This window comes from Neptunicoccus cionae, from assembly GCF_002860325.1.
Classification (GTDB): Bacteria; Pseudomonadota; Alphaproteobacteria; order Rhodobacterales; family Rhodobacteraceae; genus Amylibacter; species Amylibacter lutimaris.
On sequence record NZ_PKOJ01000001.1, the window covers coordinates 265,398 to 291,713 of the forward strand.

Below are 26,316 nucleotides of genomic sequence, written 5' to 3' on the forward strand. Positions count from 1 at the left end.
CAATGAAAAATGTTGAAATTTACACTACGCCTATCTGCGGTTACTGCGCTGCGGCCAAACGCCTGCTGAATGGCAAGTCCGTGTCTTTTGCGGAAATCGACGTGATGACAAACCCCGAAAAGAAGGCGGAAATGATCAAGCGCGCCAACGGGGGCCGTACCGTTCCGCAAATCTTTATCGGTGATACCCATGTGGGGGGCTTTGACGACCTGAATCTTCTGGAACGGCAAGGCAAACTCGACGCATTGTTAGCAGGATGACCCTGCGCGCCGGTCTGATCCAGCTCAACAGTAGCGATGATCCGGTTGCCAACCTGCCCCGTACGCAGGGGCTGGTGGCAGAGGCGGTGGAGCAGGGGGCACAATTCGTTGCCACCCCTGAAGTGACAAACGTCTTGTCTACCAGCCGGAGCCATCAGAAATCTGTGTTACAACATGAAGCGCAGGATCAGACACTCGCCGCCTTGTGCAAACAGGCCGCTGATCTGAACATCTGGCTGCTCATCGGCTCTCTTGGATTGTTGACCAACGATGCAGACGGGCGCTTTGCGAACCGAAGTTTTCTGATTGATCCGCAAGGGAATATCAAAGCGCGGTACGACAAAATCCACATGTTCGATGTACAAGTGACCGAGAGCGAAACCTACCGCGAAAGTGACGGCTATCGGCCCGGTGAAACGGCCGTGCTGGCTGAAACGCCCTTTGGCAATATCGGGATGAGCATTTGCTATGATATGCGGTTTCCCTATCTTTACCGACAGCTTGCAAAGGCGGGTGCCACTATTCTGACGGCTCCGGCTGCCTTTTCACCAGTCACGGGCGCGGCCCACTGGCACAGCCTGTTGCGGGCGCGTGCGATCGAAAACGGTTGTTTTGTGATTGCACCGGCGCAGACCGGCGCTCATAGCATCAGCAGGGGTAAACCCCGCTCGACCTACGGGCACTCTCTGGTGGTGGATCCCTGGGGTGAAGTGCTTCTTGATGCAGGAGAGGAAGAAGGGGCCTATCTTGTGGATATGGATCTTGAAATGGTTGGTGATGCGCGAAAACGCGTGCCTTCGCTAGACCATGACAGACCGTTCCAACTGGATCGCGGATGAGCGATACACACGACATTTCCCTCGCGGTCGGCCTGCTTTCCGAAGTCGTCGCTGCGGATCAGTTGATCAAAGGAACGCTGTCGCGCAAGTTGCCAAAAGGGATGGAGATGTCCCATTTTTCTGTGCTCAACCATCTCAGCAATTCCGGTGAAAAAACGCCTGCACAGCTTGCTCGGAACTTTCACCTGACCAAAGGCGCAATGACAAACACGCTGAAAAAGCTTGAAAACGCTGGATATATCCACATTCGCCCCGATTGGGACGATGCAAGGCGCAAGCAGGTTTCGATCAGCAATGCGGGTCGTGTGGCCCGCGAATTGGCGCTAGAGCAACTTGTGCCGGAGTTCGAAAAGATCATCGCCGACCTTGGCGAACAGAAAATCCGCCAGACTCTTCCTGTACTGCGGGCCTTTCGCACAGCGCTGGGCGGTTAACTGGCGTTTAACGGGGTTTTGTGCTCGCGGTTACGTAATTCACGCTCAGATCCCGCTCTGATATGGACCAGCTCCACAACAGGGGATTGAACACAAACCCTTTGCGATCCACAGGGGTGAGCCCCGCCTGTTCGATCAGTTTGTACAATTCGTCCGGCGTGATGAACTTGGCCCAATCGTGGGTTCCCTTCGGCAGCCAGCGCATCACATGTTCTGCCCCGATGATCGCCATCATATAGCTTTTGGGATTCCGGTTCAGGGTCGAACAGATCATGATACCGCCCGGTTTCAGCAATTGCTGGCAGGCGGTCAGATAGGCCTGCGGGTCGGCCACATGTTCTACTACTTCCATATTCAGAACCGCGTCGAATTGCTCTCCGGCGGCGGCGAGGTCTTCGGCAGTGGTATGGCGATAGTCTATATCGAGTCCCATTTGGCGGGCATGGACCTGTGCCACCGGAATATTCCCCGCAGCCGCATCCGCCCCGACGACGGTCGCGCCCAAACGGGCCATCGGCTCGGACAGCAAGCCGCCGCCACAGCCGATATCGAGAATTCGCAGACCCTTCAAACTGTCGAGCGCATTCCGGTCCCGTCCGAATTCGGCTGTGATCTGGTCTACGATATAGCCCAAACGGCAGGGGTTGAGCATATGGAGCGGTTTGAACTTGCCGTTTTCGTCCCACCACTCGGCGGCCATCGCCTCGAACTTGGCGACTTCATGATCGTCAATTGTTGTCGCTGCTGCCATTGCACTCATGTCCTCGAACTGCCAAGGTTGGGGGATCAACCAAGAAATAATATAGACCACATATGCGAAATTCCGAGAGCCAAATTGGCGCATCCCGAAACCTTTACCCTGTGATCCAGCCCTTCAACCAGATGATGCTGGAGGTTCCGGGCGATCATACGCTTTATGTGGAAGAATGCGGCAATCCTAATGGCATCCCTGTAGTGGTGTTTCACGGTGGGCCGGGAGGTGGCTGCAGCCCTGGAATGCGGCGTTTTTTTCATCCCGAGTTCTACCGGATCATCCTGTTTGACCAGCGCGGCTGCGGACGTTCCCGTCCCCATGCCAGTGTAGAAAACAACACGACTTGGGATCTCGTTGCGGATATTGAGCTGATCCGTCAGAAACTGGGTATTGAAAACTGGATCGTCTTTGGCGGCTCCTGGGGGGCGACACTGGCGCTGGTCTATGCGCAGACCCATCCCGATCGTGTGAATCATCTGGTTCTGCGCGGTGTGTTCACCATGACAAACGCCGAACTGGACTGGTTTTACGGCGGCGGTGCTGCGGCCTTTTTCCCAGATGAATGGGAACATTTCGCCGGATTGCTTCCTCTCAACGAACGGGATGATGTTATCGGGAACTATGCCAAGCGCTTGTTTTCAAGCAACGAAGACATTCAGATACGGTTTGCCCGTGCCTGGACAGAATGGGAAAGCGCCCTTGCTGCGCTAGAACAGTCGCCCAATCGCGGTGTTGTTCCGGCAGCCTACGCGCTGGCCTTCGCAAGAATAGAAAACCATTACTTCCACAACGCGGGTTTCCTGCGGGAAGATGGACAGATATTCAAGGACTTGCACAAAATCGAACACATCCCGGGCTCTATCGTGCAGGGGCGTTACGATATGATCTGCCCGCCGCAAACGGCTTATCGCTTGCGGGACAATTGGCCGGCGGCGCGGTTGATTACAGTTCCCGATGCAGGGCATTCCCTGTCGGAGCCGGGCATCACCTCGGCCCTGATCACCATTATGGATGAACTGTCCTGATTAGCGTTTCAACCGCTCCAGCCCGAGCGCGAGCAGTCCTGCAACCAGCCCCCAGAAGGCTGCTCCGATCCCGAACACACTGACGCCGGACACTGTCACCACAAAGGTGAGCGCGGCCGGAAACAGGTGCTCTTTAGTGCCAAACCCTGCGCTCGCCGCGCCGATAAATGGACCAAGCAGGGCCACACCGGCAACTGTGGCCACAAGGGCGGGTGGAAAGCTTGCAAACATCCCCACCAACGACGCCCCGAATACTGCGAGCACAGCATATGTCAGGGCATAAACCGGACCGGTCAACCAGCGTTTGTCCGGATCTGGATGGGTGTCCGGCCCTGTGCAGATTGATGCGGTGATTGCCGCCAGATTAGAGGTGTGTGCCCCACCAAAGGCCGACAGGACAGATGCGATGCCGGTTACGCCAAGAATGGAACGGGTTGGCGCTTGGTAGCCTGAGGCCCGTAAAACCGCAAAACCCGGCAGGTTTTGTGACGCCATCGTCACCAGATAAAGCGGTAGTCCCAGCCCCAGCATCACTGGCAGATCAAAGGCTGGCGTGACCCAGACCAGCTTGGAGATTTGCAAGCTTTCTACCGGTTCCAGCATCCCGAGCATGAAAGACAACCCGATCCCGAGCGCAAGCACCCCCAGCACAGCCCACATGGCAGAGAACAACCGAAGGATAAGGAACCCTGCAATCAGCGGCAGGACAAGCGCCGGAACCGTCGCCGCATGCTCGAAGATCGCCACGACAAATTCAAACAACACGCCCGCCAGCATGGCAGAGGCCAGAGCGGCTGGAATCCGCTCTATCAGCTCGGCTACTACCCGAAAGGATGCTGTGACCAGCACCAGAACTGCGGCAAACAGAAAGGCGCCCACTGCTGCTTCGAAACCGATTCCGCTGCTGGCTGCAATCAGCGCGGCGCCCGGTGTGGACCATGCAGTGATGATAGGCATTTTGTGCCGGATACTTAGAATGGCGGAAGTCGCCATCATGGAAATACACAAGGCAGCCACCCAGGAACCGGTCTGTGCCTGTGTTGCGCCGACCGCTTCGGTTGCGGCCAGAATAACTGCCAGAGATCCGCCAAACCCGACAAGCGCTGCAACAACTGCTGAAATAATTATGGATGCGCGCATGAAGCCTCGGGGATTATGAATGGCCAAGGCTTAAACGCTCCGGCAAGGCAGGAAAACCCCGCCTTGCTTCAATGTTCCAAAAATACTCGGATCAGAGGGTTGCTGCCAGACGCGACCCTTGATTGATCGCCCGTTTCGCGTCCAGTTCTGCGGCTATATCCGCGCCACCGATCACGTGGCAGGATACGCCTTTTGACTCCAGTTCGTCAGCGAGTGTGCGGTTGGAAACCTGTCCTGCACACATCACAATCGTATCCGCTTCGATCAGAGTCGGGTTCTCGCGCGCCTCGCCAAAGCTGACGTGCAGTCCCTCGTCGCTGATCCGTTCATAGTTCACACCGGCCACCATTTTCACGTTCTTCATCGCCAGCGCAGAGCGGTGAATCCAGCCTGTCGTTTTGCCAAGCCCTTTGCCCGGCTTGGAGGACTTGCGTTGCAGCAAGGTTACCTGACGGGCTGGCGGTTCCGGCTGCGCCCCTTCCGGCGCCAGCCCGCCGCGGGTGTCTTCGGGATCGCCAACGCCCCATTCTTTTTTCCAAAGGTCCAGATCTTCCGTCGGGCTGGTGCCTTCGTGGACAAGATACTCTGATACATCAAACCCGATGCCGCCGGCACCGATCACGGCCACCCGTTCGCCCACCGTCGCTTTGTCGCGCAAAACGTCAATATAGCTGACAACATTGTCCCGATCCTGCCCTTTAATTGCGGGATCGCGGGGGGTTACGCCCGTTGCAATGATTACCTCGTCAAAGCCTTGCAGGTCGTCGGCGCTGACCAAGCGGCCAAGACGGGTGTCGATGTCAGATTTGCCCACTGCATGGGTATAGTAATCCACCAAGCCGAAAAACTCTTCCTTGCCGGGGACTTGCTTGGCCATATTCAACTGCCCGCCCAGTTCTGAAGCCGCGTCAAACAGTGTCACCTTGTGGCCCCGTTCGGATGCAACCAGCGCGGTAGACAATCCGGCGGGACCAGCGCCCACGATCGCGATATTCTTCGGGCTGTCTGTTGGGGTGTAGACCAGTTCGGTTTCCGAACAGGCCCGCGGGTTCACCAGACAGGAGGTCAGTTTCATGGAAAACGTGTGATCCAGACAGGCCTGATTACAAGCGATACAAGGCGCGATACTTGCGGCCTGACCGGATGCCGCCTTATTAACGAAATCCGCATCCGCCAGAAAGGGACGCGCCATAGATACCATATCGGCGCAGCCTTCGGACAGGACGTCTTCCGCCACATCCGGCGTATTGATCCGGTTGGAGGTAATGATCGGAATGGAAACAGATCCCATCAACTTTTTTGTCACCCAGCTGAAGGCGCGGCGCGGAACGCTGGTGGCGATGGTGGGGATGCGGGCTTCGTGCCAGCCGATACCGGTGTTGATGATCGTCGCACCGGCTGCCTCAACCGCTTTGGCCAGTTGCACCACTTCCTCCCAGGTGGAGCCGTTTGGCACCAGATCAATCATCGACAGACGGTAGATGATGATGAAGTCGGGTCCGACCGCTTCGCGGGTCCGGCGCACGACTTCGACCGGCAGGCGCATCCGGTTTTCATAAGAACCGCCCCATTCATCGGTGCGCTTGTTGGTGTGGGTCACAAGAAACTGGTTCAGGAAATAGCCTTCGGACCCCATGATTTCTACACCGTCATATCCGGCGGTTCGTGCGTTCACGGCGCAATTCACGATGTCTGCGATCTGTTTTTCAATCCCCGCCGCATCCAGTTCCGCTGGCGGGAACGGAGAGATAGGGGATTTCACCGGCGATGGCGCTACGGCCTTCGGGGTATAGGCATAACGGCCCGCATGCAGGATTTGCATCGCGATTTTACCGCCCGCATCATGCACCCTGTCGGTTACGATTTTGTGGTGGGCAATATCTGCGTCATTATAGAGACCGGAAGCGCCGGGCATCACGCCGCCTTCTTCGTTCGGGGCAATGCCACCTGTAACCATGAGCGCAACGCCGCCCCGCGCCCGCTCCGCATAATATTCAGCAACGCGGTTCCAGTCTCCGGTTTCTTCCAGACCTGTGTGCATGGAGCCCATCAAGACCCTGTTGGGAAGGGTCGTGAAGCCCAGATCAAGCGGTGCGAGTAAATTCGGGTAGAGAGCCTGTGCCATTTGCCATGAATCCGTCTGTTGAAAACCGTTGGAGCAGCATAGATTACGTGAACGTCAATTGTCACGAAGAACCCCACGTTAACACGGATGCCAAAGCGGCTTGTCTGTTAGCCCATGGTTTCCGTGCAATGGCGGCGGAAGGCGCGTTTCAACATATCAAGCTCCGCCCGTAGCAGTTCGATTTCTGCGCGCAGGTCTTCTTCCAGTGGTTCGCCGGTGATGACAGAGAACCTGTCGAGAATTTCTGTATCCCCTTCCATAACCAGCAGAAATGTTTGTACCCCGTCAGTCAGCAGTTCAGCGGGAATGGTCGCAGTGACTTCCCAGTTGTCCCCGTCGGTGCCAATGGGTTCGACGGTTACAGATCCGACAACGCTGCCCAGATGTAGCATCTCCAGTGCAGGTGCCGGATTTCCCTTACCCCGGGCCCGCATCAGTCCGATGTATTTTCCACCAACGATCTGTTTTTTGTTCAGCAGGAATTTCTTGGCCATACCGCCCCCTTAAATCGACGCGCGCGGGCGCCGGATCATTGTCACGTCGCGGATCGTTACCTGATTCATGGATGGCCCTTCAAAGATCAGGTCCACCCACATGCTGTCGCCGCGATCTTCGTTGAACTGGGTGTAGTACAGGTCGAATTCCACATAGAAATTCTGCCCGCCCATATCCAGTTCCCGCACAATCTGTTCCGTGTTCGGCCCGTGCCGTATGTTCAGCCGTGCAAACATTTCCTGCGGCCGTTCGCTTTCGATACGCATGTCCAGGCGCAGGATGTGGCTGCGTTTCAACCCCTCCAGCGCTGCCGGTGGCATTTCCACCGCGAGGGACAGGAAAGAGCCGTCAAAATTGAAAACATCCATGCGCAACCCGAAAGGGGCGAAATCTTCCTCGTTGGTGTTGCGGACCTGCCGGAAAGCCAGCTCGGATTGGGTGCAATCGTGGAAGATTGTCACCTCGTCACCGATTTTCTGCTTGCTGGCCACCGCTGCCAGACCCGAGGGATACACCGGACCCGCCCAAGCCTGCGGGCGATAGGCCCATTCCGTGCGGGGTGGTTTACGAATGGCGTTTGACCCGATCACGGGTAGCGTCAGGCGCGAGACTGCGACATGGTTGATCCGGTCAATCAAACGGCGGGCCTGATTGGCCTTCTTGCGCAAGCCACGCAGGTCGGACAGGGGCATGTCCTGCACTGCCCCACTGTGCGCCCGCCAGAACCGCAGGCTCTGCCGGTGCCGTCTTTCTTCCAGAATCTTTTTCAATCGTTCGAACATACCGTTTCGTTACACCGGCTTATCAGGTCTTGGAAGGGTCTTAACTCCGGTGTTAGCGTCATTAGTGCCAATTTGGAAACAATTCGTTGACGGCTTCGGAATCCGCGTCATCCGGATGCCATACTGCAAACAGGCACCGGATCAGTTCAGGGATTTAATCCGGCGGGCGATTTCTTCCATCTGCGAAAAAACCGCGCCGTCCGGCATCAGGCTGTCCACAAAATTCACTACAGAAACAGAAACCAAACGGTCGGAAACCACAAAGAAAACGCGCCATTGTTCGGGGGTGGTGTCCGGTATCACCGGCCCGTCCGCATCCCGCGTGTGTACGTAAAAGATGCCATCGTCCTGCATGGTGCCAAGAATACGCAACCGTTCGGGATTGCCTTCGCGGCTTAGTGCGGCGCGGCCTTTTTCGGACTGGAAATAGCCCTCCAGGTCCTGATCGGCAATCGCTTTCTGGATGCCGGTTTCTGCAAGAACATTGATTATTACCAATCCCTTAGCGGGGCTTTCGGTGTTGCCAATGTCGCAGGGCCCCATCACCACGAAAGCGCCGCTAGAGGAACTGCGGCTTTGCTTGTCGTTAAAACAATAGCCAGCGGCACGACCCAGCGTGACTGTCTGACCGGCGACTTTCACGACCTTCGTGTCCTGTGGAACTTCGGAGGCAGAGGCGGACAGCCCGAACTCTGGCGCGTTCACACACCCCGCAAGAAGCACAGCCGCAAGACAGGCAAATCCGAGACGCAATCGGGACAGGCAGTTGATTGTCACTATGTCACCCTCTAAACCACGCACCACAGCAGGATCGCGTTGGCACCGGCGGAGGAATACAGCAGATGCTGCCACAAATGAACGACAAATTTGACGCATTCATCGCTCCCGCGCGTGAACATCGGGGCGGGTTGCTGTTTTTCGGCGCGGTTCTGTTCTTGCTACTGGCCTATGCAGAGATCACTTTCGGCTTTGTCGCTCTGTTCAGTATCGCGCTTGCCATTGTACAGAACATCGCTTTTGCCGAGGCCATGGGAACGGTTTCCGCCCATATCTCGGCGCCCGACACTCCCTTGGCGATGATCGGGGTTCTGCTATCTTTTGTGGCTATGCTGGCAGCGGTCTGGTTGACGGTTGGTCTGTTTCGCGGCCAGTCCATTACCGCTCTATTGGGCAGGAACGGGGTGTTGCGCAATTTTCTGCTCGCCTGCGGGATCGTGGCGCCGCTACAGGCAATTGCTTTTACACTGGCTCTGAGCGGCGGCGAGACCGTGCCAAACCTGCCCTTTTCGGAATGGCTGCTTTGGATGCTGCCTGCCGTACCCTTGCTGTTGATACAGGTCTCGTCCGAAGAACTGGTGTTTCGTGGCTATCTGCTTCAGGAATTTGCAACTCGGTTTCACAACCGCTGGATCTGGCTTGTTCTGCCTTCCCTCATTTTTGGCAGTCTGCATTTTGACCCCGCCCGCTTTGGCGCAAACAGTGTGCTGATCGTGGCGGCGACAACCCTGTTCGGTGTAATTGCTGCGGATATAACGGTGCGCACCGGAAACCTTGGCGCGGCAATCGGGTTGCATCTGATGAACAACTTCCTTGCGATGATGCTGGTGTCGATGGACGGAACGTTGAACGGGCTGTCCCTGTTCGTGACCCGCATTCATGTCTCTGATCATGAAGCGGTGCGCCAGTTGCTTGTCATCGACATCGCTGCGCTCCTTGTTGTTTACGGCTGCTACCTGCTGGTGATGCGCTGGCGGGAGCGGCGGTGATTGCAATCAGGGCGCTGCGGAATTAAATAGGGGCAACAGTCAAATCAGGACACACACATGAACTGGATTTCGAACTACGTTCGCCCGAAGATCAACTCCCTGTTTTCCCGCCGCGAGGTACCGGACAATCTGTGGACCAAATGCCCCGAGTGCGACACCATGCTGTTCCACCGTGAACTGGCAGACGGGCTGAATGTGTGCTCCAATTGTGACCATCACATGCTGATCACCCCCCGTGACCGCTTTCACGCACTTTATGACGGTGGCCTGTTCACCGAAGTCGACGTGCCGGAACCGAATGCAGATCCGCTGGGGTTCCGTGACCAGAAAAAATATCCGGAACGGATGAAGGCCGCGCAAAAGCAGACCGGTGAGAAAGAGGCCATGCTGGTGGCGGAAGGCAAGATCGGGCGCACCCATGTTGTCACCGCGGGGCAGGACTTTTCCTTTATGGGCGGGTCTATGGGGATGTATGTCGGCAATGCGATCATCGCCGCTGCCGAACGTGCCGTTAAGAAAAAATGCCCGATGATCCTGTTCTCGGCTGCGGGCGGTGCGCGAATGCAGGAAGGTATCCTGTCCCTGATGCAGATGCCCCGCACGACCGTGGCGGTTCAGATGCTCAAAGAGGCGGGACTGCCTTACATCGTTGTACTGACACACCCGACAACAGGTGGTGTGACAGCCAGTTATGCGATGCTCGGGGATGTGCAAATCGCAGAACCAAATGCCCTGATCTGTTTCGCCGGGCCGCGGGTGATCGAACAAACCATCCGTGAAAAGCTGCCCGAAGGCTTCCAGCGCGCGGAATACCTACTGGATCATGGCATGCTGGACCGTGTCACCCATCGCAAGGATATGCGGGACGAGCTGATCTCTATCGTTCGGATGCTGACGAAGCAAACCCCTCCGGTCGCTGCTGATCTCCCTGCGCCTGCTTCAGAGCGTAAGGAAGCGGCGAAAGAGGGTGCCGCCACGTGACATCACCGGCAGAGACGGCCCATAGCGACATCGTGCTCGAACGCCTGATGTCGCTTCATCCCAAAATAATCGACCTGACGCTGGATCGCATGACCCGGCTTCTTGATGCGCTGGGCAATCCGGAACGCCACCTGCCGCCGGTGATCCATATCGCGGGCACCAACGGGAAAGGGTCCACGCAGGCCATGATCCGTGCCGGGCTGGAGTCACAGGGCAGCAAGGTCCATGCCTATACGTCGCCCCATCTGGCGCGGTTTCATGAACGGATCCGTGTCGCAGGGGAACTGATCAGTGAAGAAGATCTGATCAAGGCACTGGAAGCCTGCGAAACAGCCAATGGCGAAACGCCGATCACCTATTTCGAAATCACCACCTGCGCGGCCTTGCTGGCCTTCGCCAATACAGCAGCGGATTACACCCTGCTGGAGGTCGGGCTTGGCGGACGTTTGGATGCAACCAATGTGATCGACAAACCGGAAGTCTGCGTGATTACGCCTGTGTCCATCGATCACGAGCAATATCTTGGTAATACGCTTGGTAAAATCGCCTTTGAAAAGGCGGGTATCCTCAAGCGGAATACCTTTGGTGTGGTTGGTCCGCAGGAAGACGAAGCGCTAGAAGTGATCGAACGGCAGGCCGCCAAAGTGGGGGCAACGCTGAAAATTCACGGGCAGCATTGGCATGTCTGGGAAGAAAACGGTCGCTTGCTGTATCAGGATGAAAGCGGGTTGTGGGATTTACCCATGCCGGCACTGATCGGCAGCCATCAGGTTCAGAACGCAGGCGCTGCCATTGCAACATTGCGCATTCTAGGAGTTTCCGAAGACGCTGCCGCCGATGCAATGACCAAAGCCACATGGCCTGCGCGCCTGCAACACCTTCGCCACGGCCCACTGGTCGAAGCCGCCGGCGATTGCGAACTCTGGCTCGACGGCGGACACAACCCGGCTGCAGGCAAAGCGCTGTCAGAGGCGCTGGACCGTCTGCCGCAACGGCCCCTGCATATGATTACCGGTATGTTAAATACCAAGGATGCCATAGGCTATCTGCGGCCACTTGCACAAAAGGCTGTCTCGTTGCAGGGGGTCTCCATCCCCGGCGAAGCGGCCACGCTTACCGCCGAAGAAACCGTGGAAGCCGCCCTTTCTGTTGGCATGGATGCACAAGTGGCTGAATCTGTTAGCGATGCCATCGAGCAGGTCAAATCCCGCGATGCCGCCGCCCGTATCCTGATTTGCGGATCATTGTATCTGGCAGGTCGAATCCTGCGTGAGAACGGCTGAAGACTTTCTTCTGGCGGTCAATATCCCCGCCGGAGGCAAAATTCCCTGCGCGCCGCGCGGGGATATTTTTAGAAAATGGAAAACGCCACGGACTGGATCACAGCCCGTGGCGTTTTTTCTTAGTTTCAAATGCTTTAGATGCTTTCGTTGATCCAGCCTTGCAGCGCTGCCTTCGGGGCTGCACCGGTTTTGTTGGACACAACAGCACCGTCCTTGAACAGGAACAAGGCAGGGATGCCGCGCACGCCGAGTTGCGCAGGGGAGCTGGGGTTTTCATCCACGTTCACCTTAACGATTTTGACCTTTCCGGCCAGTTCGTCAGACAGTTCTTCCAGTGCCGGACCGATTTGTTTGCACGGACCGCACCATTCAGCCCAAAAATCCACCACAACGGGCAGATCGGCATTGGTGACTTCAGCTTCGAAGGTCGCGTCAGTTACAGCTACAGTTGCCATTTATTTTCTCCATGAGGGTATCTGAGTGTTACCCGCAACCTATGAACCGGTGGCGGATAGGTCAAGCTGTGGTGGTGGTTTGGAAGGCATTCCTCACAATGTCGTGCGGCACTGTCATGATCTGGCGGTTCACGGTCCAGAGCACGGCAACCTCTACCGTTCGGTCGGGATATATCTGTCCGAGCGCACTGTCATAGGCGGCAAGCTGGCGTAGAATTCCGGACGGGATATCCGCAGGCTGCTCCGGCAGGGTTGCGTTTGTCTTGAAATCTATTGCGGTTACCTTGTCTGCCGTGACGATCAGCCGGTCAATGATCCCTTCCATCCGCTGTCCGTTAAAGGCCTCCAGAGGCGCCGAGACGCCGACTTCGGCCAGTACGGTATCTTCGAATATAAAGGACAGGGCAGGGTCGTCCAGAACCGCAGCCGCTTCGGCAAAGATACGATCGAATTCTTCCGTCGTTTCAGGTGCTATTGCTCCGGTGAGCAGTTGCGCCGCCTTTGCGCGGCGTTCTGCGGATGGCGTCTTTGCAAGATGTTCGAGCAGCAGGTGTACCTGCGTGCCTTTGCGCATGGCACTTTCCTTATCAGCGCCTTCGACCCCACCAAACACGATCTTGTCGCCTTCGAATTTGGACGGAGAGAGAATTTCGGCAGCTTGCTTTGGGGCGGGGGGCAGGTGATCTATCCAGTCCGGCAAACCGGGTTTCTTTTGTGGAGTTGTGGTCTGTGTTTCAACCGGCGTTTCGCTCCAGTTATGCAGGACGGAAAGGCCGGTGCCCACCGCTGGCAGTTCCGCCGGGATGACGGGCATCCAGTCGCTTTGCTCCATTGCTTCGGCCACCAGATTGTACCAGCTTGCGCCTTCCTTGCCGCGATCTCCTGCGCCGGCAATCACAAGCCATTGTTCGGCCCGTGTCAGGGCCACATAAAGCAGGCGCATCCGTTCCTGATCGGCAAAGGTCTTGGCGGCCTCTTTCGCGTCTTTCTGGACCATCGGGGACATGTCTTCGGGGGATTTCCACAGGAACCCCCCGTCTTTCAGCGCCAGTATCTGCGAGGAATCGCTGTTGCCCTTACGTACTTCGGTATCCGGCAGGATCACAATCGGCGCTTCAAGACCTTTGGAGCCATGCACTGTCATCACACGGATTTGCCCCGCACCACTGTCCATTTCCCGTTTGATTTCCACCTTTCCCGCAGCGAACCAGTTCAGGAATCCCGGAAGGCTCGGCGCTTCGAGTTGTTCGTATCGCATGGCTTGGGACAGGAGTTCGTCGATACCGTCCTCCGCCTCTGTGCCCAACCGTGCGAGTATGTTTTCACGCCCTTTGTGCAGGGTCAGGATCCGTTCGATCAATTCGTAAGGACGCAGGAAATCCGCCTGTTTCAGCACATCCCGCAGGATGGCCAGTTGCGCAGGGTAATGCTTTTCCGCTTCCCGCAAAGCCTGCCACAGGGTTTTGCCCTTTTCGCGCGGTTGTGCCACGTGAAACAATTCAGCCTCGCTAAAACCGAGCAGCGGAGAGCGCAGCGCTTCGGCCAGAGACAGATCATCCTCTGGCAGATCGGCAAACTTCAGAAGTGACAGCATATCCCGCACAGCCAGCTCCTGCCCGACATCAAGCCTGTCAGCCCCCGCCACCGGCAGATCAAGGGTCTTCAGCTCTTTGATAATGCTGTGAAAAATAGGTCTACGGCCCTGAACCAGTATCAGAAAATCGCCGGCATGAACGGGGCGGTTCTGCCCCGGCAATTCCTGTTTGCTGTCCAGGACATGTTTGATCCAGGCAGCAATCTGACGGGCCAGAATAGTCTGAGGGTTGTCCGGCGCCGGGGTATCCACCGGTTTGTACCACGGGGTTTCGTCTTTGGTCTTTTCCGCTTCGATAAACGGCCAGAGATCCACACGTCCCGGCAGATCCGTTTTGAAGGGGCGGTGCAGGGCCTTTTTCAGAAAACCGGCACCGGCCGGACCATCAAACACTTTGTCCACCAGACGCAACACCGGTTCGGAAGAGCGGAAGGAATAGGACAGCTCCACCTCTTCCAGCCGGTTTTGCACTGCATTCAGGCGGTCGGAAAACCGCTGGCGCATCACATCAAATTCTGCCGGATCAGCGCCTTGGAAGGAATAGATCGATTGTTTCTCGTCACCTACCACAAAGACTGTGCGATTGGTCTCTTTGCCACTGTCACCGGAGGTGAATTCATCCGTCAGCAGCTTGACCACGTCCCACTGGCTCGGGCTGGTGTCTTGGGCTTCGTCCACCAGAACGTGATCAATTCCGCCGTCCAGTTTGTAAAGCACCCATTGCGCCGCCTTCGAACCTGACAACAGACGCCCCGCTCGTGCAATCAGATCGTCATAGTCGAGCCGCCCTGTTTGGGTTTTCAACTGGTCGTAACGCTCCAGAAACGCAGCAGAAAATTCTGCCATCGCCTCGGCCCGTTCAAGTGCAAGATGATTCACATAGAGCCAGTAAATCTCTTCTGTGCGCTCCATAATTCCATTCAAGGCCTGCACAAGTTCCGGGTGGTTTTCGCGGCAAGGTTTTTGCGAGGGCAGTTTGTCCAGTTTGGCGGAGTATGGACCGGTTTTGGCTGTCGGGCCGTAGAGCAACAGCCCGCCTGCCCCTTTCAGATAGGTTTCAATGCTGGTGGCATTCGCCAGTTGTTCCAGCTTTGGCACATCGGCTTTGTTGGACTGTTCAGCATTAATCACACGGGCGGCTTCGAGAAGCACTTCGCGGCTGTCGCGGTCCAGTACATAGGCCAGCATGTCGGCCGGATTTTCGCTTCTGGCGTCCGCGAACAGCGCGCGCACCGTTTCGATGTCCAGCGCATCCCGTTTGGAGGCGATTTCCGCCAGCAGCGCATCGGGTTCCAGCCCCGACATAAACCGCGCAAGCCGGTCTACTGCGCTGGTGCCGTCCCCGTCGGCGAGGCTTTCCAGAATTTCCGCCCGCATCAGTTTGGCCTGACGGTCCTCCAGTACTTCAAACTGGGGCGAGACTCCGGCCTCTAGCGGGAAACGGCGCAGCAGCTTGTCACAGAAAGAGTGGATCGTCTGAATTTTCAGACCGCCCGGCGTTTCAAGCGCATTGGCGAACAGGGTGCGGGCCTTGCGCATGGCAACAGGGTCCAGCGCGGCACCTTCACCCAGTTCGGACAAGGCTTCGCGCAGGGCGTCGTCGGGCATCATCGCCCATTCGCCCAACCGTTTGAACAGACGGTTCTGCATCTCCGCAGCGGCGGCTTTAGTGTAGGTGAGACAGAGGATTTTCTGCGGCTGCGTCCCGTTCAACAGCAGGCGCGCCACGCGGTCGGTCAGCACGCGGGTCTTGCCCGAACCGGCATTGGCCGCCACCCAGGTAGAGGCTTCGGGATCAGCGGCGCGAACCTGTGCAAGGGTCGCATCATTCATCGGAACTACGGTCATCAGATGTCTCTCCCCACCGGAATGTCCACGGGCGTATCGCTTTCTTCCCATTCGCCTTTGCGGGCAAGATGGTCAAATTCGTAAGCAAAGCTCATCTGCTGCATGCGCGTGCGGGCCGGGAATCCCTTTTCGGCGGATTGATAGGATTGCACCAGTTCAACAAATTCCTGCCAGACAGCGTCTATTTCTGCGGGGGTCACGTCCAGCGACAGGGTTTTCCCTTTGGTATCCTGCGCAGAACCGCTCAGTCCGATGTATTCCAACGCAACGGGCATGCCCTGACCGATCTTTTCAAACCCGCCGGACGCTGCAATTGCGGCTTCCAACTGAAGCTGTTTGTTAAAGAAATCGGTCTGTGCCTTGGTCGGAGGGGAGCCGGATTTATAATCGTAGATCAGGAAATTGCCGTCGCTGTCCGTGTCAATCCTGTCCGCTTTGGCCACCAGTTTGAAATCGAGTGAGTCAATAGTGCGCACACCTTCTATTTCCTGCTCGGTGGATCCGCCACGCAAGCGGCGTTCGGCCTCTTGTGCAACGAACCAACCGGAGATCCGCGCCAGCCGTGCCAGCCAGATCCGTTGCATCGCAGGCCATGGCACTTTGTCCTTGAGAACCTCCTCTGCAACATCAAGGAGGGCAGCGCGGGCATCATCTGGCAGGCTGTCAGGATAGCGTTTTACAAAGACCTCAACCACTTTGTGCAGTGCGATGCCGCGGATCAGAGCATCCGGTTCGCGCCCAAGCGGATCAAGCCGCTTCAGTTGCAGGATTTTTTGCGCATAAACCGCATAAGGATCGCGGATCAGCCGTTCCACCTGAGTTACCGACAGTTGCTTCAGGCGTTTGCCTGCGGGGGGCATCGGGGCCGGACGCGGCGCAGGGGCAACCGCAGTGACGGGGCGGTCCATCTGACGCGCCAGTGCGATCCAGTATTCGCCACGGTCTGTTAACGTCTGAACGGCTGCCTTACCCGCATCCCCAAGACCGTTCATCAGGTTCAAAATCCGCACGATCCAGCGCGAGGCAACGGTCGGGGCGTCGCCATCCCGCAGGGAGTGGCTTATCACCAGTTCCGCCGCTCCGCAGCCTTGCTGGAAGTCATGTGCCGAAAGGCCGATCAACCGTTCTGGCGGGGGCAGGCCGATCTGTTTGCGCATGGCGCGGTTCAGCCACGGATCGGGGCTTTCGACACCGGGCCAGACCGGATCATTCATGCCGCCGAGGATCACCAGATCGGCGGTTTCCACGCGAGCCTCCAACGTGCCCCAGATCGCCACCATCGGATGGGAAGCACGGGCCTCGCGAGCGGTTTCAGAGCCGAGAACGTTGGAAAACAAAGCGCGGTAATCGGCAATGCTCAGCGGGCCAGCCGCATCAGCATCCTTTTGCAAGGTATTGAAAACCTGTGCGGCTTTCTCTCCGGTTTCCAGCTTCCACAACTCGTGATCAGTTTCTAGTGAAGGGCCTGCAGCAAGGGCTTCAGCGGTTTGCAGATGCAGTTCCAGTATGGCGGAGAGATCGCCATCGGCCATAGTTTCAAGGGGAGCCAGACAGCGCACGATCCAGTCGGCCCAGACGCGGCGTGCCGGATTTTTTTCATCCTTGTCGGCCCAGTCGCGCAGCGCGTCGAAATCCACAAAGGGCGCACCGCCGCGCAGCTTCTGTTTTTCGTATTCGCGGGCAAAGCGGCGGCTGTCCCCTTCGCGTACGCCGCTGTCGGTAAGCGGGTGTTTCAACAGCGCGATCAGGTCCAGCGGTGTCAGGCGCTGCCCCATGCAATTGGCGACCAGTCGCAGGAAAATACCGGGCGGTGTCAGGTGCAGCGGTCGCCCTGCACTGTCATCGGGCAGGATATTCCAGCGTTGCAAAACGGCACTGACGCGGCGGGTCAGGGTCCGGTCGGGGGTTATCAGAACGGCACGTTTGCCCTCTTCCAGCGCGGCCCGCAAACGCAGGGCCAGCGCCATTGCTTCTTCTTTTGGGGTTTCCGCCTCTACCAGGGTCCAACCCTTGATCGCTCCATCAAGTGAGGGTAGCAGTTTCGGCCCCTCATCCAGCCATTGATCGGTAAAAGGCGCAGGACGCAGCGCCAGAGACACCAGCGCATTGCGCGCCGGATTGGCGGGTGTGTGATCCGACCAGTCGCTGATGTCTTCCAGTGCCACCCCCGCCTGTCTGCAAAACAATGCCAGTGCAGATTGAGGGTTGTCGAGTGAAACAGCCTCTCCGCCCAAAGCATCCCAGTTTTCCACGCTAAGGGCACGATCCAGACCGGGTAAAACCACCGCCCCTTGGGGCAATGCAGCTACGGCACGCATGAACAGGGCGGTTTCCCCGCGTGATCCGGTCGAACCAATGGCAAGGACCGGATGATCCGGCGGCGTGTCAGCCCATTTTGCTGCAAACGCCAGCGCAGCGGCCCGCTGGCGGTCCTGCGGATCGGTCGGATTTTCCGTGTCCCAGTGTTGCGCCAGAATATTCAGAAAATCGAGCGAGCGTTGCCAGTGGCCGGATTGATCCTCAACCGAAACGTCGGCCAGTGCAGATATCGGCACGCCCTCGCCCTGCATCTCATCCAGTACGGCGGCAAGGGATTGTGCCAGATCGAATTTCGCAGATTGCGGCGCAATCGATCCGTCCGCTGCCAGCAACCGGCCCACAAGTTGCGCAAGCGTCAGTTGCCGGTGCAATTTGGAGACCGGTTCTGGCAGCACCACCGGCAGATCGGGATGATTTGCAATGTCGGTCAGGACGCGGATTTTGGGCAACAGAAGCGCACCGTCCTCGGTCAGCAGTTCTTTCAAACGCCGCGCCATACGCTGTGTGTTTACGAATATCTCGGTACGGCCCAGCATTTCCGGCCCGTACCCTTCCAGCCGCGAACGGAGTCCGGCGATAAAGCTGCGGGAAAAATCGCAGCCCACAGGTACCGCAAAAACGCGGGGTTTGGTAGTCGGTTCAAACATCGGCCAGAGCCTTTTCTGCGGCCTGAATGCCTGACGGGCGTCCGACATCCACCCATTTTCCGTTGTACACCCACCCGAAAGCCCGTCGCTCTGCGATCATCTGGTTCCAAAGCAGGTTCAGGGAAAATGACGTTTCGGAAATACCAGCAAGCCGGTCGGTTTTCAGGATTTGCACGCCGGAATAAACGTACGGCGCTGTCAGGTTTTTCCCGCGCCGGATGAGGGTGTCATCTTCGCCCAAGGTAAAGTCGCCGCTGCCTTCGTGAGCGATGGTCTGCTCTATCGGGACGAGCGTTAACAGCGCGTCCATCTGGTCGGGATTCCAGCGGGCTAACAGTTCTGGCACGGGGTTCGGGCCGACAAAGACCGCATCAGAGTTCATCACCACGACCGGATCGCTTCCAAGAACCGGCAGCGCGTTCTTCAAACCGCCGCCGGTTTCCAGAATCTCCGGTTCTTCCCGCAGGCAGGTCACATTCGGCTGCTTTGCAAGATGTGTTTCTATCTGGCCTGCAAGGTAATGGGTATTCACGACGATAGTTTCAAACCCGTCTAACAGAGAAAGACTGTGATCTATCAATGGTTTACCATCTACTTTGATCATGGGTTTTGGCGTTTGATCTGTCAGCGGAGCCATTCGTGTGCCAAAACCTGCGGCAAAGATCATGGCAGCCTTCGGAATCATCGGCCTGCACCGGCGATGCGTTTTTGCACGTCGTCGGTTGGCGCGGGAACATGGCGCGCCAACCAATCCGCAAGTGCCGACAATGCCGGATCGCGCAGATCCCGTTGCAGATGGTCCCAAACGCGTGGCATGTGTTTCAGGTAAACCGGTTTGCCATCGCGAAGACACAGTCGTGCAAAGATCCCTATAATCTTGATGTTTCTCTGCATTCCCAGCGTGTTATACGCTAAACTGAAATGTGCCTTGTCTACGCCGGACTGTGTAACATAGTGATCGAACATCGCGGTTTGCAGGTCCGGACTGGTATCGCGGCGGGCATCTTCCAGCAGGGACACAAGATCATATGCGGGATGACCAAGCAGCGCGTCCTGATAGTCAAGCTGCCCGACACGCCGGATACCCTCCCGATCCGGCAACCACAGCAGGTTTTCCGAATGATAGTCCCGCAGAACCACTGCGTTTTGGGCCAGCCCGTCACAAGCCGCGGTGATGAGGCTGTCAAATTCCGCCCGCAGCTCTGGCGAAGTGTCTTGCCCCGTAGCGGCCGGCAGATACCAGTCCGTCAGCAACTGTGCTTCGCGCAGATAGGTCGCGCTGTTATAAGGGGCGATATCCGCAGGGGGCGGCGCCTTGGCCAGATGGACCAGAACATCGACCGCTGCTGTGTAAAGTTCAACCTCGTCCGCGCGTGCGGTGCCACATAGGCGGGCAAACAGGTCGTCTCCGAAATCCTCTAACAGAAGAAATCCCGCTTCTTCGTCAGCGGCCAGAATACGGGGCGCGGAAATACCCTGATCCAGCAACCAGTTGGTCATTTTGACAAAGGGGCGAATGTCCTCTCCCCGCTCTGGCGGGGCATTCATCAAAACTGCCGCGCCGTGCATCGGATCTGTCAGCCGGTCATAGCTGCGATTGGAGGCATCACCCGCCAGATTGGCCCGCGTAGCGTGGTCCCATTCAGCAGATTTCAGGAATTGGGTGATCAGTTCGGAACGGTCGGTCAACGGGGCCTACCCTTGGGTCTTGGTCATAAATGAAAGCAATGAAACCGTAGTGTTCCATTTGCTGTCAGTCCATTCAAGCGAAACCCGACGGATGTCGTCATCGATAATGTCAAAGGTCACGGAGAGCGCGGATTCAGGGCGTAAACTGCCGAGCCGCTCTGGCCATTCAATCAGGCAGATGCTGTCCTCGAAGGCCTGATCGAGACCGAGTTCGTAGAGTTCGTCCACCGCCGTTAACCGGTATAGATCCGCGTGCCAGATTTCTGTGTCGTGCAGTTCATAAACCTGTACCAGCGTGAAGGTGGGCGAGGGCACATCTTCAACAGCGCCGATTTCCTGAAGGCGGGTTTGGATATACATCCGTGCCAGTTCTGTTTTACCAGCTCCGACAGGGCCGGACAGCAGAACCGTATCCCCTGCAACAAGGGTCTCTGCCAGCACATTTGCAAGCAGTTTCGTGTCTTCGAGACTGTTCAGATCAAAGCAGTGTTTCATTGGACGGGCCTGATTTCGGGAACTGCCCCATCCATCCCCCAGCCCAAAGGCGATTGCAACAGGGATTAGGCGTTCAGGCGGAATCTGCCAGTTTCGCCGGATCCGCTAGCGTGGCGGTGCGTTTGAATTCACAAAAGACCCGACCGTCGGCAATAGGAGAAACGGTCATGGTTAGTTTGGTGCCGGATACGTGGACAATTTGAGCCTGCCACTGGCTGCGCTCGCTGAGGTCGTGGATAAAATTGCGAAACTCGCCCCAGACAGGCGTGGGCAGGCAATTCTTCTGAAACAGCCGGCTGACATCCATTACCGTTGGCGGGGCTACAGCGGTGGAAAGCGTGCAGGACCAAAGCTCGTCAAAAGCGTCATTCGCATAGGTCAGCTCCCCGGCCTGATTGAAAATCGCTACCGCATCTGACAGGCTCTCCAGAGCGGCGTAGAGTTGGCGGATTTCGGCGCGATATTCCGTTTCCATCGCAGCAGAGCGCGAAATATCCTCAAACAACAAGGCAGCACCGCCGCGTGGGTGGGGCCGGCCCGTGACGCGGTAAATCGCGCCGGAAGGCAGCGCCCAGTCTACTTCGTATTTTCCGGTAAATGCACCGCTTTCAAGCGTGGTAAACTCCTGCCGTAGGGTGGTGAAATCGCGGGGTTCGGGAATGGATCCGTTGTTGCGCAGGCGGTCCAGAAAGGCCCGCATGCTCGGTCGTCGCGCAAGCCAGTCCGGCGCCAGCCCCAAAAGGGATGACAGGGCGGGGTTGAACAGGGTCAGGTCCCGTTCCCTGTCAAAGACGGCTATGCCGATGGGCAGATGGGCAAAGGTCGCGGTCAGAGTCTGGATGAAACGTTTGAGTTCATTTTCCTTTTCCGCCAGAAGGGTCGCGTCCTTGGCATAAAAGATCGTGTCCGTTCCGTTTCTTTGGGACTGGATGGAAAAGGTATCGGGGCCTTCCGGCTGCGCCGTTCGCAGCCTGAAAATTTCTTCTGCATCCGAATGTGCTTTGGAGGTCAGTTTTTCAAACGCATCAATCCCTTTGAAGCGTCCTTGCAGGTCCAAAAACATCTTCTGGCAGTATTCATTTGCCCAGGCCACCTGCCCGCCATTTTCGATCCAGATACCAAACGGGGCGGCATAGGCGATTTTTCCCAATGCCGGGCCGGACGGGACAAGAGCGCCCCTTCGATTATCCCGAACCGCAGGTGCGGGTATAATCAGGGCAAGGCATATACCCAGACCAAACAATATACCTACGAGCACCATTCCCGTTACGAGCCCCGCCAAGGTTATAACCTTTCCTGTGATCCCCAATCGAACCTCAGGTAACACTTTTTAGGTTAAAAAGCGGTTAACCATGCTCTGTACCTTTCACCCCCGGATCAATCGGCCTGTTCGGGCCGACAGCAGGGGAACGGTCCACTTCCAGATCAGCGCGGTTCCAGCGTACGTTGACGATAGCTCCGGTTGCACCTGCCATTGCCTTCATGGCTCCGGTGTTCTGACCCATAGTGTAGCCGTCCAAAGCAGCGTTGGTGAAGGTTAGTTCGGCTCCGGTACGCTCTAGCATGGTCTTGGCGATGAACAGGCCAAGGCCCATCCCTTCATATTCCGGTCTGGACGTGGCGTGGCCGTCAGACGATCTGCGTTTGCTGAGAAAAGGGTCGCCGATCCGGCCCAGAAGGTCCGGTGGATAGCCGCGTCCGTCGTCACCCACCATCACCCGAATAGAGGTCTCGCTCCAGGTGGTGTGAACCCAGACCGTGCTTTTGGCAAAGTCCACCGCATTTTGCACCAGATTGCGCACGCCGTGGATAAACTCGGGATTGCGCTGGGCGTAAGGAATGTCTTCAAGGCGGGGCTGTTCGGGCGAACCATTGACAAGAAAGTGAATGGTTTTTCCCCTGTTTTCATGGGGTTCTGCGGCTTCCTGAATAATTGATGTCAAAGGTGCCGTCTTGAGTAACAGATCGTCCTTACCGGCCCGCCCCATATCCCGCAGAATATCGCGAAGCCGTTCGGCCTGTGATGAAATCAGTTCTGCGTCCTCCCGCAGTTCGGGTGTGTCTTCCAATTCTTCTGCCAGTTCGGAGGCGACGAGTTTGATTGTCGCAAGCGGTGTTCCCATTTCGTGGGCCGCTGCTGCAACAACGCCGCCCAGCAGGGTCAACTCGTGCTCTCGCGCCAGCGCCATTTGTGTCGCTGCCAGCGCCTGACTCATTGAAAATGTTTCACTTGTGACCCGCCTTGCATAACCGCCCAGAAACAGGATGCCGATCACCAAGGCTGTCCAGTAACCCGCCACATACAGCTGCGGCAGGGCGACAGTCTCTCCGGTTTGCAAGGTGAGGGGGACGTAAAAGAAAGCCAGCGCACTGATTGCCAGCAGGGCAATTCCGCTGACAAGAAAGGTCGCGTTGACCCGCAAGGCAGTGGCAGAGATGGTTACAGGCGCAAGGATCAGCAGCGCAAAAGGATTGTTCAGACCGCCATTCAGATACAACAGGATAACCAATTGCCCCAGATCAAACAGAAGTGTCAGGGTGGTTTCCTGCTGGGACAGGCGTTTGGTCTCTGGCAGGGTAAAAGTGGCGGCAAGGTTAAAGATCACCGAAGCGCCGATGGCCACCACATTCATTCCGATCAGCAGATCAAGATCAAGAACGTAATGGGCAACAGCAACGGCGGCGGTTTGCCCGAAAATTGCCAGCCAGCGCAAATAGATAAGGGTGCGCATCCGAACCCACTCACTGCGGGCAGAGGCATAGAAATAGGGTTCGGTGGTCTCGGACATGGGTTCTGCCTGACTTTATGCGGGATTGTGACGTCTTAGCATCATAGCGAATTTGGCACAGGGGTGCTTTGTGGCGCAATGACAGAAGCGCCATGGGACAGGGCCAAAGTACCGCACACCGCGGGTTTGACCTGACATTCGGGAAACTCTATCAAGGAATGAACGTGATTTAAGGGGACCAAAATGTCGGAAACTGAGATGCGGGAAATCGGCGCTGATAACTCGTTGATGATCCTTGACGACGATGAACCCTTTCGCCGCCGTCTGGCACGGGCAATGGAAAAGCGGGGTTTCAACCCTACGGCGCTGGATTCAGTGGCTGCGGGGCGGGCTTTTTGTACGGCAACACCTCCCGCCTATGCGGTTGTGGATTTGCGTCTGGAAGACGGTACCGGACTGGATGTGGTAGAGGTGCTGCGCGCGCGCCGTGCGGATGCGAAAATTGTTGTCCTGACGGGGTATGGCGCGATTGCGACGGCTGTGGCTGCGGTCAAGATTGGCGCAACGGATTACCTTTCCAAGCCTGCAGATGCCAAGGATGTGACCCACGCGCTGCTGGCCTTGCCCGGTGACAAACCACCGCCACCGGAAAACCCTATGTCTGCCGATCGTGTCCGTTGGGAGCATATCCAGCGTGTGTTCGAACTTTGCGACCGGAACGTGTCGGAGACAGCACGACGCCTGAACATGCACCGTCGCACCTTGCAACGTATTCTGGCAAAGCGCAGCCCGAAGTAACCAGTCAGAGACGTTCGGCTGTGATGTAAGTCAGTCGTACATCGGGCGCGACGGCCGAAAGCACGGCCTCTGTTGCGGAACGCTGGCTGATCGGGGCGTCCACCTCTACCAGTGTGGCGGCGGTGATGTCATAACCGAACTGGCAAAGCCGGCGCATGTTCAGTAGGGCAAGCGCGGATTCCAATGGGGAGAAGCTGGGGTTGTAGGCAGCATTCTCTCCGTACCTTCCGGTAAAGACCGTGCCATCCGCCTGTTGCACAGCGATCCCGCAATGGGCACCGGTGTAAGGGGCGTAACTGGCCTGTGCAGCTTGCAAGGCGGCTTGGGCAAGCGCATCTTCGCTCCGAATGGTAAGCGGTTGATCTTGTTGTGACATCAATCCACCTTCCATTCCGAGATCCGTAGGACCGAACGATTCTGGCAGGTAGTGCGAGAGTGGTTTGGCAGAGTAGCTGTAATCGCCCGCATCAGACCCTTCACGCATAAGGACGTTAAACCCTTCGCCCACCGATACCATTTCGTTCATAAACTGACGGCAATACCCGCAGGGCGCTGCATTGACTGCCAGCGCCTCCAATCCGACCTCTCCCATTTGCCAAGCATGGTTAATGGCGGATTGCTCTCCGTGTACCGAAAAGCTGAGTGCGTGGCCGGAGAATTCCATGTTTGCCCCGAAGTAAAGGTTTCCTGTTGTGCGCCCCATAGCGATTGCACCGACGTGGAAACCGGATAGCGGCACCCTTGCATAACGGGCTGCGACCGGCAGCAGGCGGATCATTAGGGTACCGGCATCCATGCCAAACAGATCCGAAGCCGTCTGTACGGTGGGGGCAGGAATCATCGCAGCTTTGGACAGATCGGGCGCAAGCAATGCGCGCAGCTCCGGTGCGAAATCTTCGGGGAAGGGCAGGTCGGTCATAGGCTCGGCTTTCGTAACATCAGGAGGAGTAACCCTGTTTCACGCTCCGTTGGCAACCTTCAACAGCCATTTGCGCAAAATCCGCTCTTTCGGGCCGTCCCGCGACGGGAGCCAGACCAGATAGTAACCAAGGTCATCGGATTCCAGTTCGAACAGAAGCGTTAGCTGCCCGGTTGCCACCTCTCTTTCAATCAAAGAACGGGGATGCAGCGTGACGCCCAAACCGGCCATTACACCGGACAGCGCAAGGCTTGATCGGGACATCAGGTTGACATTCAGATTGTCAAAATCCAGCCCCTCTGCTTCCAGCATTGCGCGGCGTTCCATCATGGATTCTTCCAGCAACCAAGGCAGGGACTGCGTATCTTTGAGTGTTTTGTACTCCCCTTCCTTCACCAGATCGGGATGGGCAACGACACAAAAACCGCCGTCGGTCAGTTTCTCTACTTCCATCCCCTGCCAGTCCCCGTCGCCATAGCGGATTGCCAGATCAAAGACGCCCTGGCTGAGATCAACAAGCTCTACGCTCGGGTTAATATTCACTGTAATTTCCGGATGGTCGCGCCAGAACGAACCGATACGCGGCATAAGCCAATTGGTGGCAAAAGCGGGCGTGACGGAGATATTAAGCGGTCTGTCTTCGTGCAAACGGCGCAGATCGTCGACACCCGCGGCGATTTCCCCGAAGCCGGTTTGCAACCGGACCGACAATGCATAACCGCTCGGGGTAAGGGCGAGTCCGCGCCCCTGCCGCTGTACCAGTGCTTCTTTGAATTCAGCCTCCAGCCCGCGCACATGTTGGGCAATGGCGGCATGGGTCACATTCAGTTCGCGCGCGGCCTTACTGAAATTCAAATGCCGCGCCGTTGCTTCAAACGCGCGCAGGGCCGCCAGCGATGGAATATCGCGCCAATCCATTAAACTATAAGTTCAACTAAC

Annotated in this window: 24 protein-coding genes; 8 read left to right on the plus strand and 16 right to left on the minus strand. The window is 57.1% G+C overall.

The window, feature by feature from the left end:
- Positions 1-2: 2 nt before the first annotated feature.
- From grxC to C0U40_RS01280, 3 genes are read left to right on the plus strand one after another with little or no spacing between them, the layout of a single operon-like run.
- Entirely contained in the window at positions 3-260 is a 258-nt protein-coding gene (gene grxC / locus C0U40_RS01270; protein WP_101653950.1) for a glutaredoxin 3, read from the plus strand.
- Positions 261-262: 2 nt separating this feature from the next.
- A complete protein-coding gene (locus C0U40_RS01275) occupies positions 263-1,099 on the plus strand; it encodes a carbon-nitrogen hydrolase family protein (RefSeq protein WP_101654760.1) in 837 nt (278 codons plus the stop codon).
- Complete coding sequence (locus C0U40_RS01280) at positions 1,096-1,533, plus strand: MarR family winged helix-turn-helix transcriptional regulator (RefSeq protein ID WP_101653951.1); 438 nt, start codon at positions 1,096-1,098, stop codon at positions 1,531-1,533. The genes C0U40_RS01275 and C0U40_RS01280 overlap by 4 nt, the downstream gene beginning before the upstream one ends.
- A 7-nt stretch (positions 1,534-1,540) precedes the next feature.
- Here C0U40_RS01280 and ubiG read toward each other — a convergent pair whose 3' ends face one another.
- A complete protein-coding gene (gene ubiG / locus C0U40_RS01285; RefSeq protein WP_101654761.1) occupies positions 1,541-2,284 on the minus strand; it encodes a bifunctional 2-polyprenyl-6-hydroxyphenol methylase/3-demethylubiquinol 3-O-methyltransferase UbiG in 744 nt (247 codons plus the stop codon).
- 62 nt (positions 2,285-2,346) lie between these two features.
- Here ubiG and pip point away from each other — a divergent pair, with 62 nt between their 5' ends.
- Positions 2,347-3,312 carry a prolyl aminopeptidase gene (gene pip, locus C0U40_RS01290; protein WP_101653952.1) on the plus strand — a complete coding sequence of 322 codons (966 nt, stop codon included), beginning with the start codon at positions 2,347-2,349 and terminating at the stop codon, positions 3,310-3,312.
- Here pip and C0U40_RS01295 read toward each other — a convergent pair whose 3' ends face one another.
- The 5 genes from C0U40_RS01295 to C0U40_RS01315 form a co-directional block, all read right to left on the minus strand.
- A complete protein-coding gene (locus C0U40_RS01295) occupies positions 3,313-4,452 on the minus strand; it encodes a benzoate/H(+) symporter BenE family transporter (RefSeq protein ID WP_101653953.1) in 1,140 nt (379 codons plus the stop codon).
- Positions 4,453-4,543: 91 nt separating this feature from the next.
- A complete protein-coding gene (locus C0U40_RS01300) occupies positions 4,544-6,577 on the minus strand; it encodes an NADPH-dependent 2,4-dienoyl-CoA reductase (RefSeq protein WP_101653954.1) in 2,034 nt (677 codons plus the stop codon).
- Positions 6,578-6,684: 107 nt separating this feature from the next.
- Positions 6,685-7,071, minus strand: coding sequence for a hypothetical protein (locus tag C0U40_RS01305; protein WP_101653955.1), 387 nt, complete (start codon positions 7,069-7,071; stop codon positions 6,685-6,687).
- 9 nt (positions 7,072-7,080) lie between these two features.
- Positions 7,081-7,854, minus strand: a complete 774-nt coding sequence (locus C0U40_RS01310) for a DUF6478 family protein (RefSeq protein ID WP_180957585.1) — start codon at positions 7,852-7,854, stop codon at positions 7,081-7,083.
- A 141-nt stretch (positions 7,855-7,995) separates the two neighbouring features.
- The gene (locus C0U40_RS01315) at positions 7,996-8,631 is read right to left on the minus strand and encodes a hypothetical protein (RefSeq protein WP_101653956.1); all 636 of its coding nucleotides are present in this window, start codon (positions 8,629-8,631) and stop codon (positions 7,996-7,998) included.
- A 65-nt stretch (positions 8,632-8,696) separates the two neighbouring features.
- Here C0U40_RS01315 and C0U40_RS01320 point away from each other — a divergent pair, with 65 nt between their 5' ends.
- From C0U40_RS01320 to C0U40_RS01330, 3 genes are read left to right on the plus strand one after another with little or no spacing between them, the layout of a single operon-like run.
- Positions 8,697-9,620 (plus strand): CPBP family intramembrane glutamic endopeptidase, encoded by a 924-nt coding sequence (locus C0U40_RS01320; RefSeq protein ID WP_101653957.1) that lies wholly within the window; start codon positions 8,697-8,699, stop codon positions 9,618-9,620.
- A 57-nt stretch (positions 9,621-9,677) separates the two neighbouring features.
- On the plus strand, positions 9,678-10,601 hold the full coding sequence (gene accD, locus C0U40_RS01325; protein WP_101653958.1) for an acetyl-CoA carboxylase, carboxyltransferase subunit beta: 924 nt from the start codon (positions 9,678-9,680) through the stop codon (positions 10,599-10,601).
- A gap of 47 nt (positions 10,602-10,648) precedes the next feature.
- Complete coding sequence (locus C0U40_RS01330; protein WP_101654763.1) at positions 10,649-11,884, plus strand: bifunctional folylpolyglutamate synthase/dihydrofolate synthase; 1,236 nt, start codon at positions 10,649-10,651, stop codon at positions 11,882-11,884.
- A gap of 134 nt (positions 11,885-12,018) precedes the next feature.
- On the opposite strand, the gene trxA is transcribed toward C0U40_RS01330, so the two are convergent.
- The 8 genes from trxA to regB form a co-directional block, all read right to left on the minus strand.
- Positions 12,019-12,339 carry a thioredoxin gene (trxA, locus tag C0U40_RS01335; protein WP_069298512.1) on the minus strand — a complete coding sequence of 107 codons (321 nt, stop codon included), beginning with the start codon at positions 12,337-12,339 and terminating at the stop codon, positions 12,019-12,021.
- A 61-nt stretch (positions 12,340-12,400) separates the two neighbouring features.
- Positions 12,401-15,781: a double-strand break repair helicase AddA gene (gene addA, locus C0U40_RS01340; RefSeq protein ID WP_101653959.1), complete on the minus strand. Its 3,381-nt coding sequence runs from the start codon at positions 15,779-15,781 to the stop codon at positions 12,401-12,403.
- Positions 15,781-18,747: a double-strand break repair protein AddB gene (gene addB / locus C0U40_RS01345; protein WP_180957586.1), complete on the minus strand. Its 2,967-nt coding sequence runs from the start codon at positions 18,745-18,747 to the stop codon at positions 15,781-15,783. The genes addA and addB overlap by 1 nt, the downstream gene beginning before the upstream one ends.
- A complete protein-coding gene (locus C0U40_RS01350; RefSeq protein WP_101653961.1) occupies positions 18,740-19,432 on the minus strand; it encodes a nucleotidyltransferase family protein in 693 nt (230 codons plus the stop codon). The genes addB and C0U40_RS01350 overlap by 8 nt, the downstream gene beginning before the upstream one ends.
- The gene (locus tag C0U40_RS01355) at positions 19,429-20,436 is read right to left on the minus strand and encodes an aminoglycoside phosphotransferase family protein (protein WP_101653962.1); all 1,008 of its coding nucleotides are present in this window, start codon (positions 20,434-20,436) and stop codon (positions 19,429-19,431) included. Before C0U40_RS01355 ends, C0U40_RS01350 begins: the two co-directional genes overlap by 4 nt.
- 6 nt (positions 20,437-20,442) lie before the next feature.
- Positions 20,443-20,931, minus strand: a complete 489-nt coding sequence (tsaE, locus tag C0U40_RS01360; protein WP_101653963.1) for a tRNA (adenosine(37)-N6)-threonylcarbamoyltransferase complex ATPase subunit type 1 TsaE — start codon at positions 20,929-20,931, stop codon at positions 20,443-20,445.
- A gap of 73 nt (positions 20,932-21,004) precedes the next feature.
- Positions 21,005-22,213 carry a PAS-domain containing protein gene (locus C0U40_RS01365; protein ID WP_145991875.1) on the minus strand — a complete coding sequence of 403 codons (1,209 nt, stop codon included), beginning with the start codon at positions 22,211-22,213 and terminating at the stop codon, positions 21,005-21,007.
- Positions 22,214-22,277: 64 nt separating this feature from the next.
- Positions 22,278-23,720: a sensor histidine kinase RegB gene (regB, locus tag C0U40_RS01370; protein WP_101653965.1), complete on the minus strand. Its 1,443-nt coding sequence runs from the start codon at positions 23,718-23,720 to the stop codon at positions 22,278-22,280.
- Positions 23,721-23,903: 183 nt separating this feature from the next.
- On the opposite strand from regB, the gene C0U40_RS01375 reads away from it, so the two are divergent.
- On the plus strand, positions 23,904-24,458 hold the full coding sequence (locus C0U40_RS01375; protein ID WP_069298519.1) for an ActR/PrrA/RegA family redox response regulator transcription factor: 555 nt from the start codon (positions 23,904-23,906) through the stop codon (positions 24,456-24,458).
- Between the two features lie 4 nt (positions 24,459-24,462).
- Here the strand turns inward: C0U40_RS01375 and cdd are convergent, their stop codons facing one another.
- Both cdd and C0U40_RS01385 read right to left on the minus strand, forming a co-directional pair.
- Complete coding sequence (gene cdd, locus C0U40_RS01380; RefSeq protein WP_101653966.1) at positions 24,463-25,377, minus strand: cytidine deaminase; 915 nt, start codon at positions 25,375-25,377, stop codon at positions 24,463-24,465.
- Between the two features lie 39 nt (positions 25,378-25,416).
- Entirely contained in the window at positions 25,417-26,295 is an 879-nt protein-coding gene (locus C0U40_RS01385; RefSeq protein ID WP_101653967.1) for a LysR substrate-binding domain-containing protein, read from the minus strand.
- Positions 26,296-26,316: the final 21 nt, after the last annotated feature.

Coding starts and splice junctions, on each gene's coding strand:
- grxC (WP_101653950.1), top strand. CDS start 3: ATGAAAAATGTTGAAATTTACACTACGCCTATCTGCGGTTACTGCGCT.
- C0U40_RS01280 (WP_101653951.1), top strand. CDS start 1,096: ATGAGCGATACACACGACATTTCCCTCGCGGTCGGCCTGCTTTCCGAA.
- ubiG (WP_101654761.1), bottom strand. CDS start 2,284: ATGGCAGCAGCGACAACAATTGACGATCATGAAGTCGCCAAGTTCGAG.
- pip (WP_101653952.1), top strand. CDS start 2,347: ATGCGAAATTCCGAGAGCCAAATTGGCGCATCCCGAAACCTTTACCCT.
- C0U40_RS01295 (WP_101653953.1), bottom strand. CDS start 4,452: ATGCGCGCATCCATAATTATTTCAGCAGTTGTTGCAGCGCTTGTCGGG.
- C0U40_RS01300 (WP_101653954.1), bottom strand. CDS start 6,577: ATGGCACAGGCTCTCTACCCGAATTTACTCGCACCGCTTGATCTGGGC.
- C0U40_RS01305 (WP_101653955.1), bottom strand. CDS start 7,071: ATGGCCAAGAAATTCCTGCTGAACAAAAAACAGATCGTTGGTGGAAAA.
- C0U40_RS01310 (WP_180957585.1), bottom strand. CDS start 7,854: ATGTTCGAACGATTGAAAAAGATTCTGGAAGAAAGACGGCACCGGCAG.
- C0U40_RS01320 (WP_101653957.1), top strand. CDS start 8,697: ATGCTGCCACAAATGAACGACAAATTTGACGCATTCATCGCTCCCGCG.
- accD (WP_101653958.1), top strand. CDS start 9,678: ATGAACTGGATTTCGAACTACGTTCGCCCGAAGATCAACTCCCTGTTT.
- C0U40_RS01330 (WP_101654763.1), top strand. CDS start 10,649: ATGTCGCTTCATCCCAAAATAATCGACCTGACGCTGGATCGCATGACC.
- trxA (WP_069298512.1), bottom strand. CDS start 12,339: ATGGCAACTGTAGCTGTAACTGACGCGACCTTCGAAGCTGAAGTCACC.
- addA (WP_101653959.1), bottom strand. CDS start 15,781: ATGACCGTAGTTCCGATGAATGATGCGACCCTTGCACAGGTTCGCGCC.
- addB (WP_180957586.1), bottom strand. CDS start 18,747: ATGTTTGAACCGACTACCAAACCCCGCGTTTTTGCGGTACCTGTGGGC.
- C0U40_RS01350 (WP_101653961.1), bottom strand. CDS start 19,432: ATGATTCCGAAGGCTGCCATGATCTTTGCCGCAGGTTTTGGCACACGA.
- tsaE (WP_101653963.1), bottom strand. CDS start 20,931: ATGAAACACTGCTTTGATCTGAACAGTCTCGAAGACACGAAACTGCTT.
- regB (WP_101653965.1), bottom strand. CDS start 23,720: ATGTCCGAGACCACCGAACCCTATTTCTATGCCTCTGCCCGCAGTGAG.
- C0U40_RS01375 (WP_069298519.1), top strand. CDS start 23,904: ATGTCGGAAACTGAGATGCGGGAAATCGGCGCTGATAACTCGTTGATG.
- cdd (WP_101653966.1), bottom strand. CDS start 25,377: ATGACCGACCTGCCCTTCCCCGAAGATTTCGCACCGGAGCTGCGCGCA.
- C0U40_RS01385 (WP_101653967.1), bottom strand. CDS start 26,295: ATGGATTGGCGCGATATTCCATCGCTGGCGGCCCTGCGCGCGTTTGAA.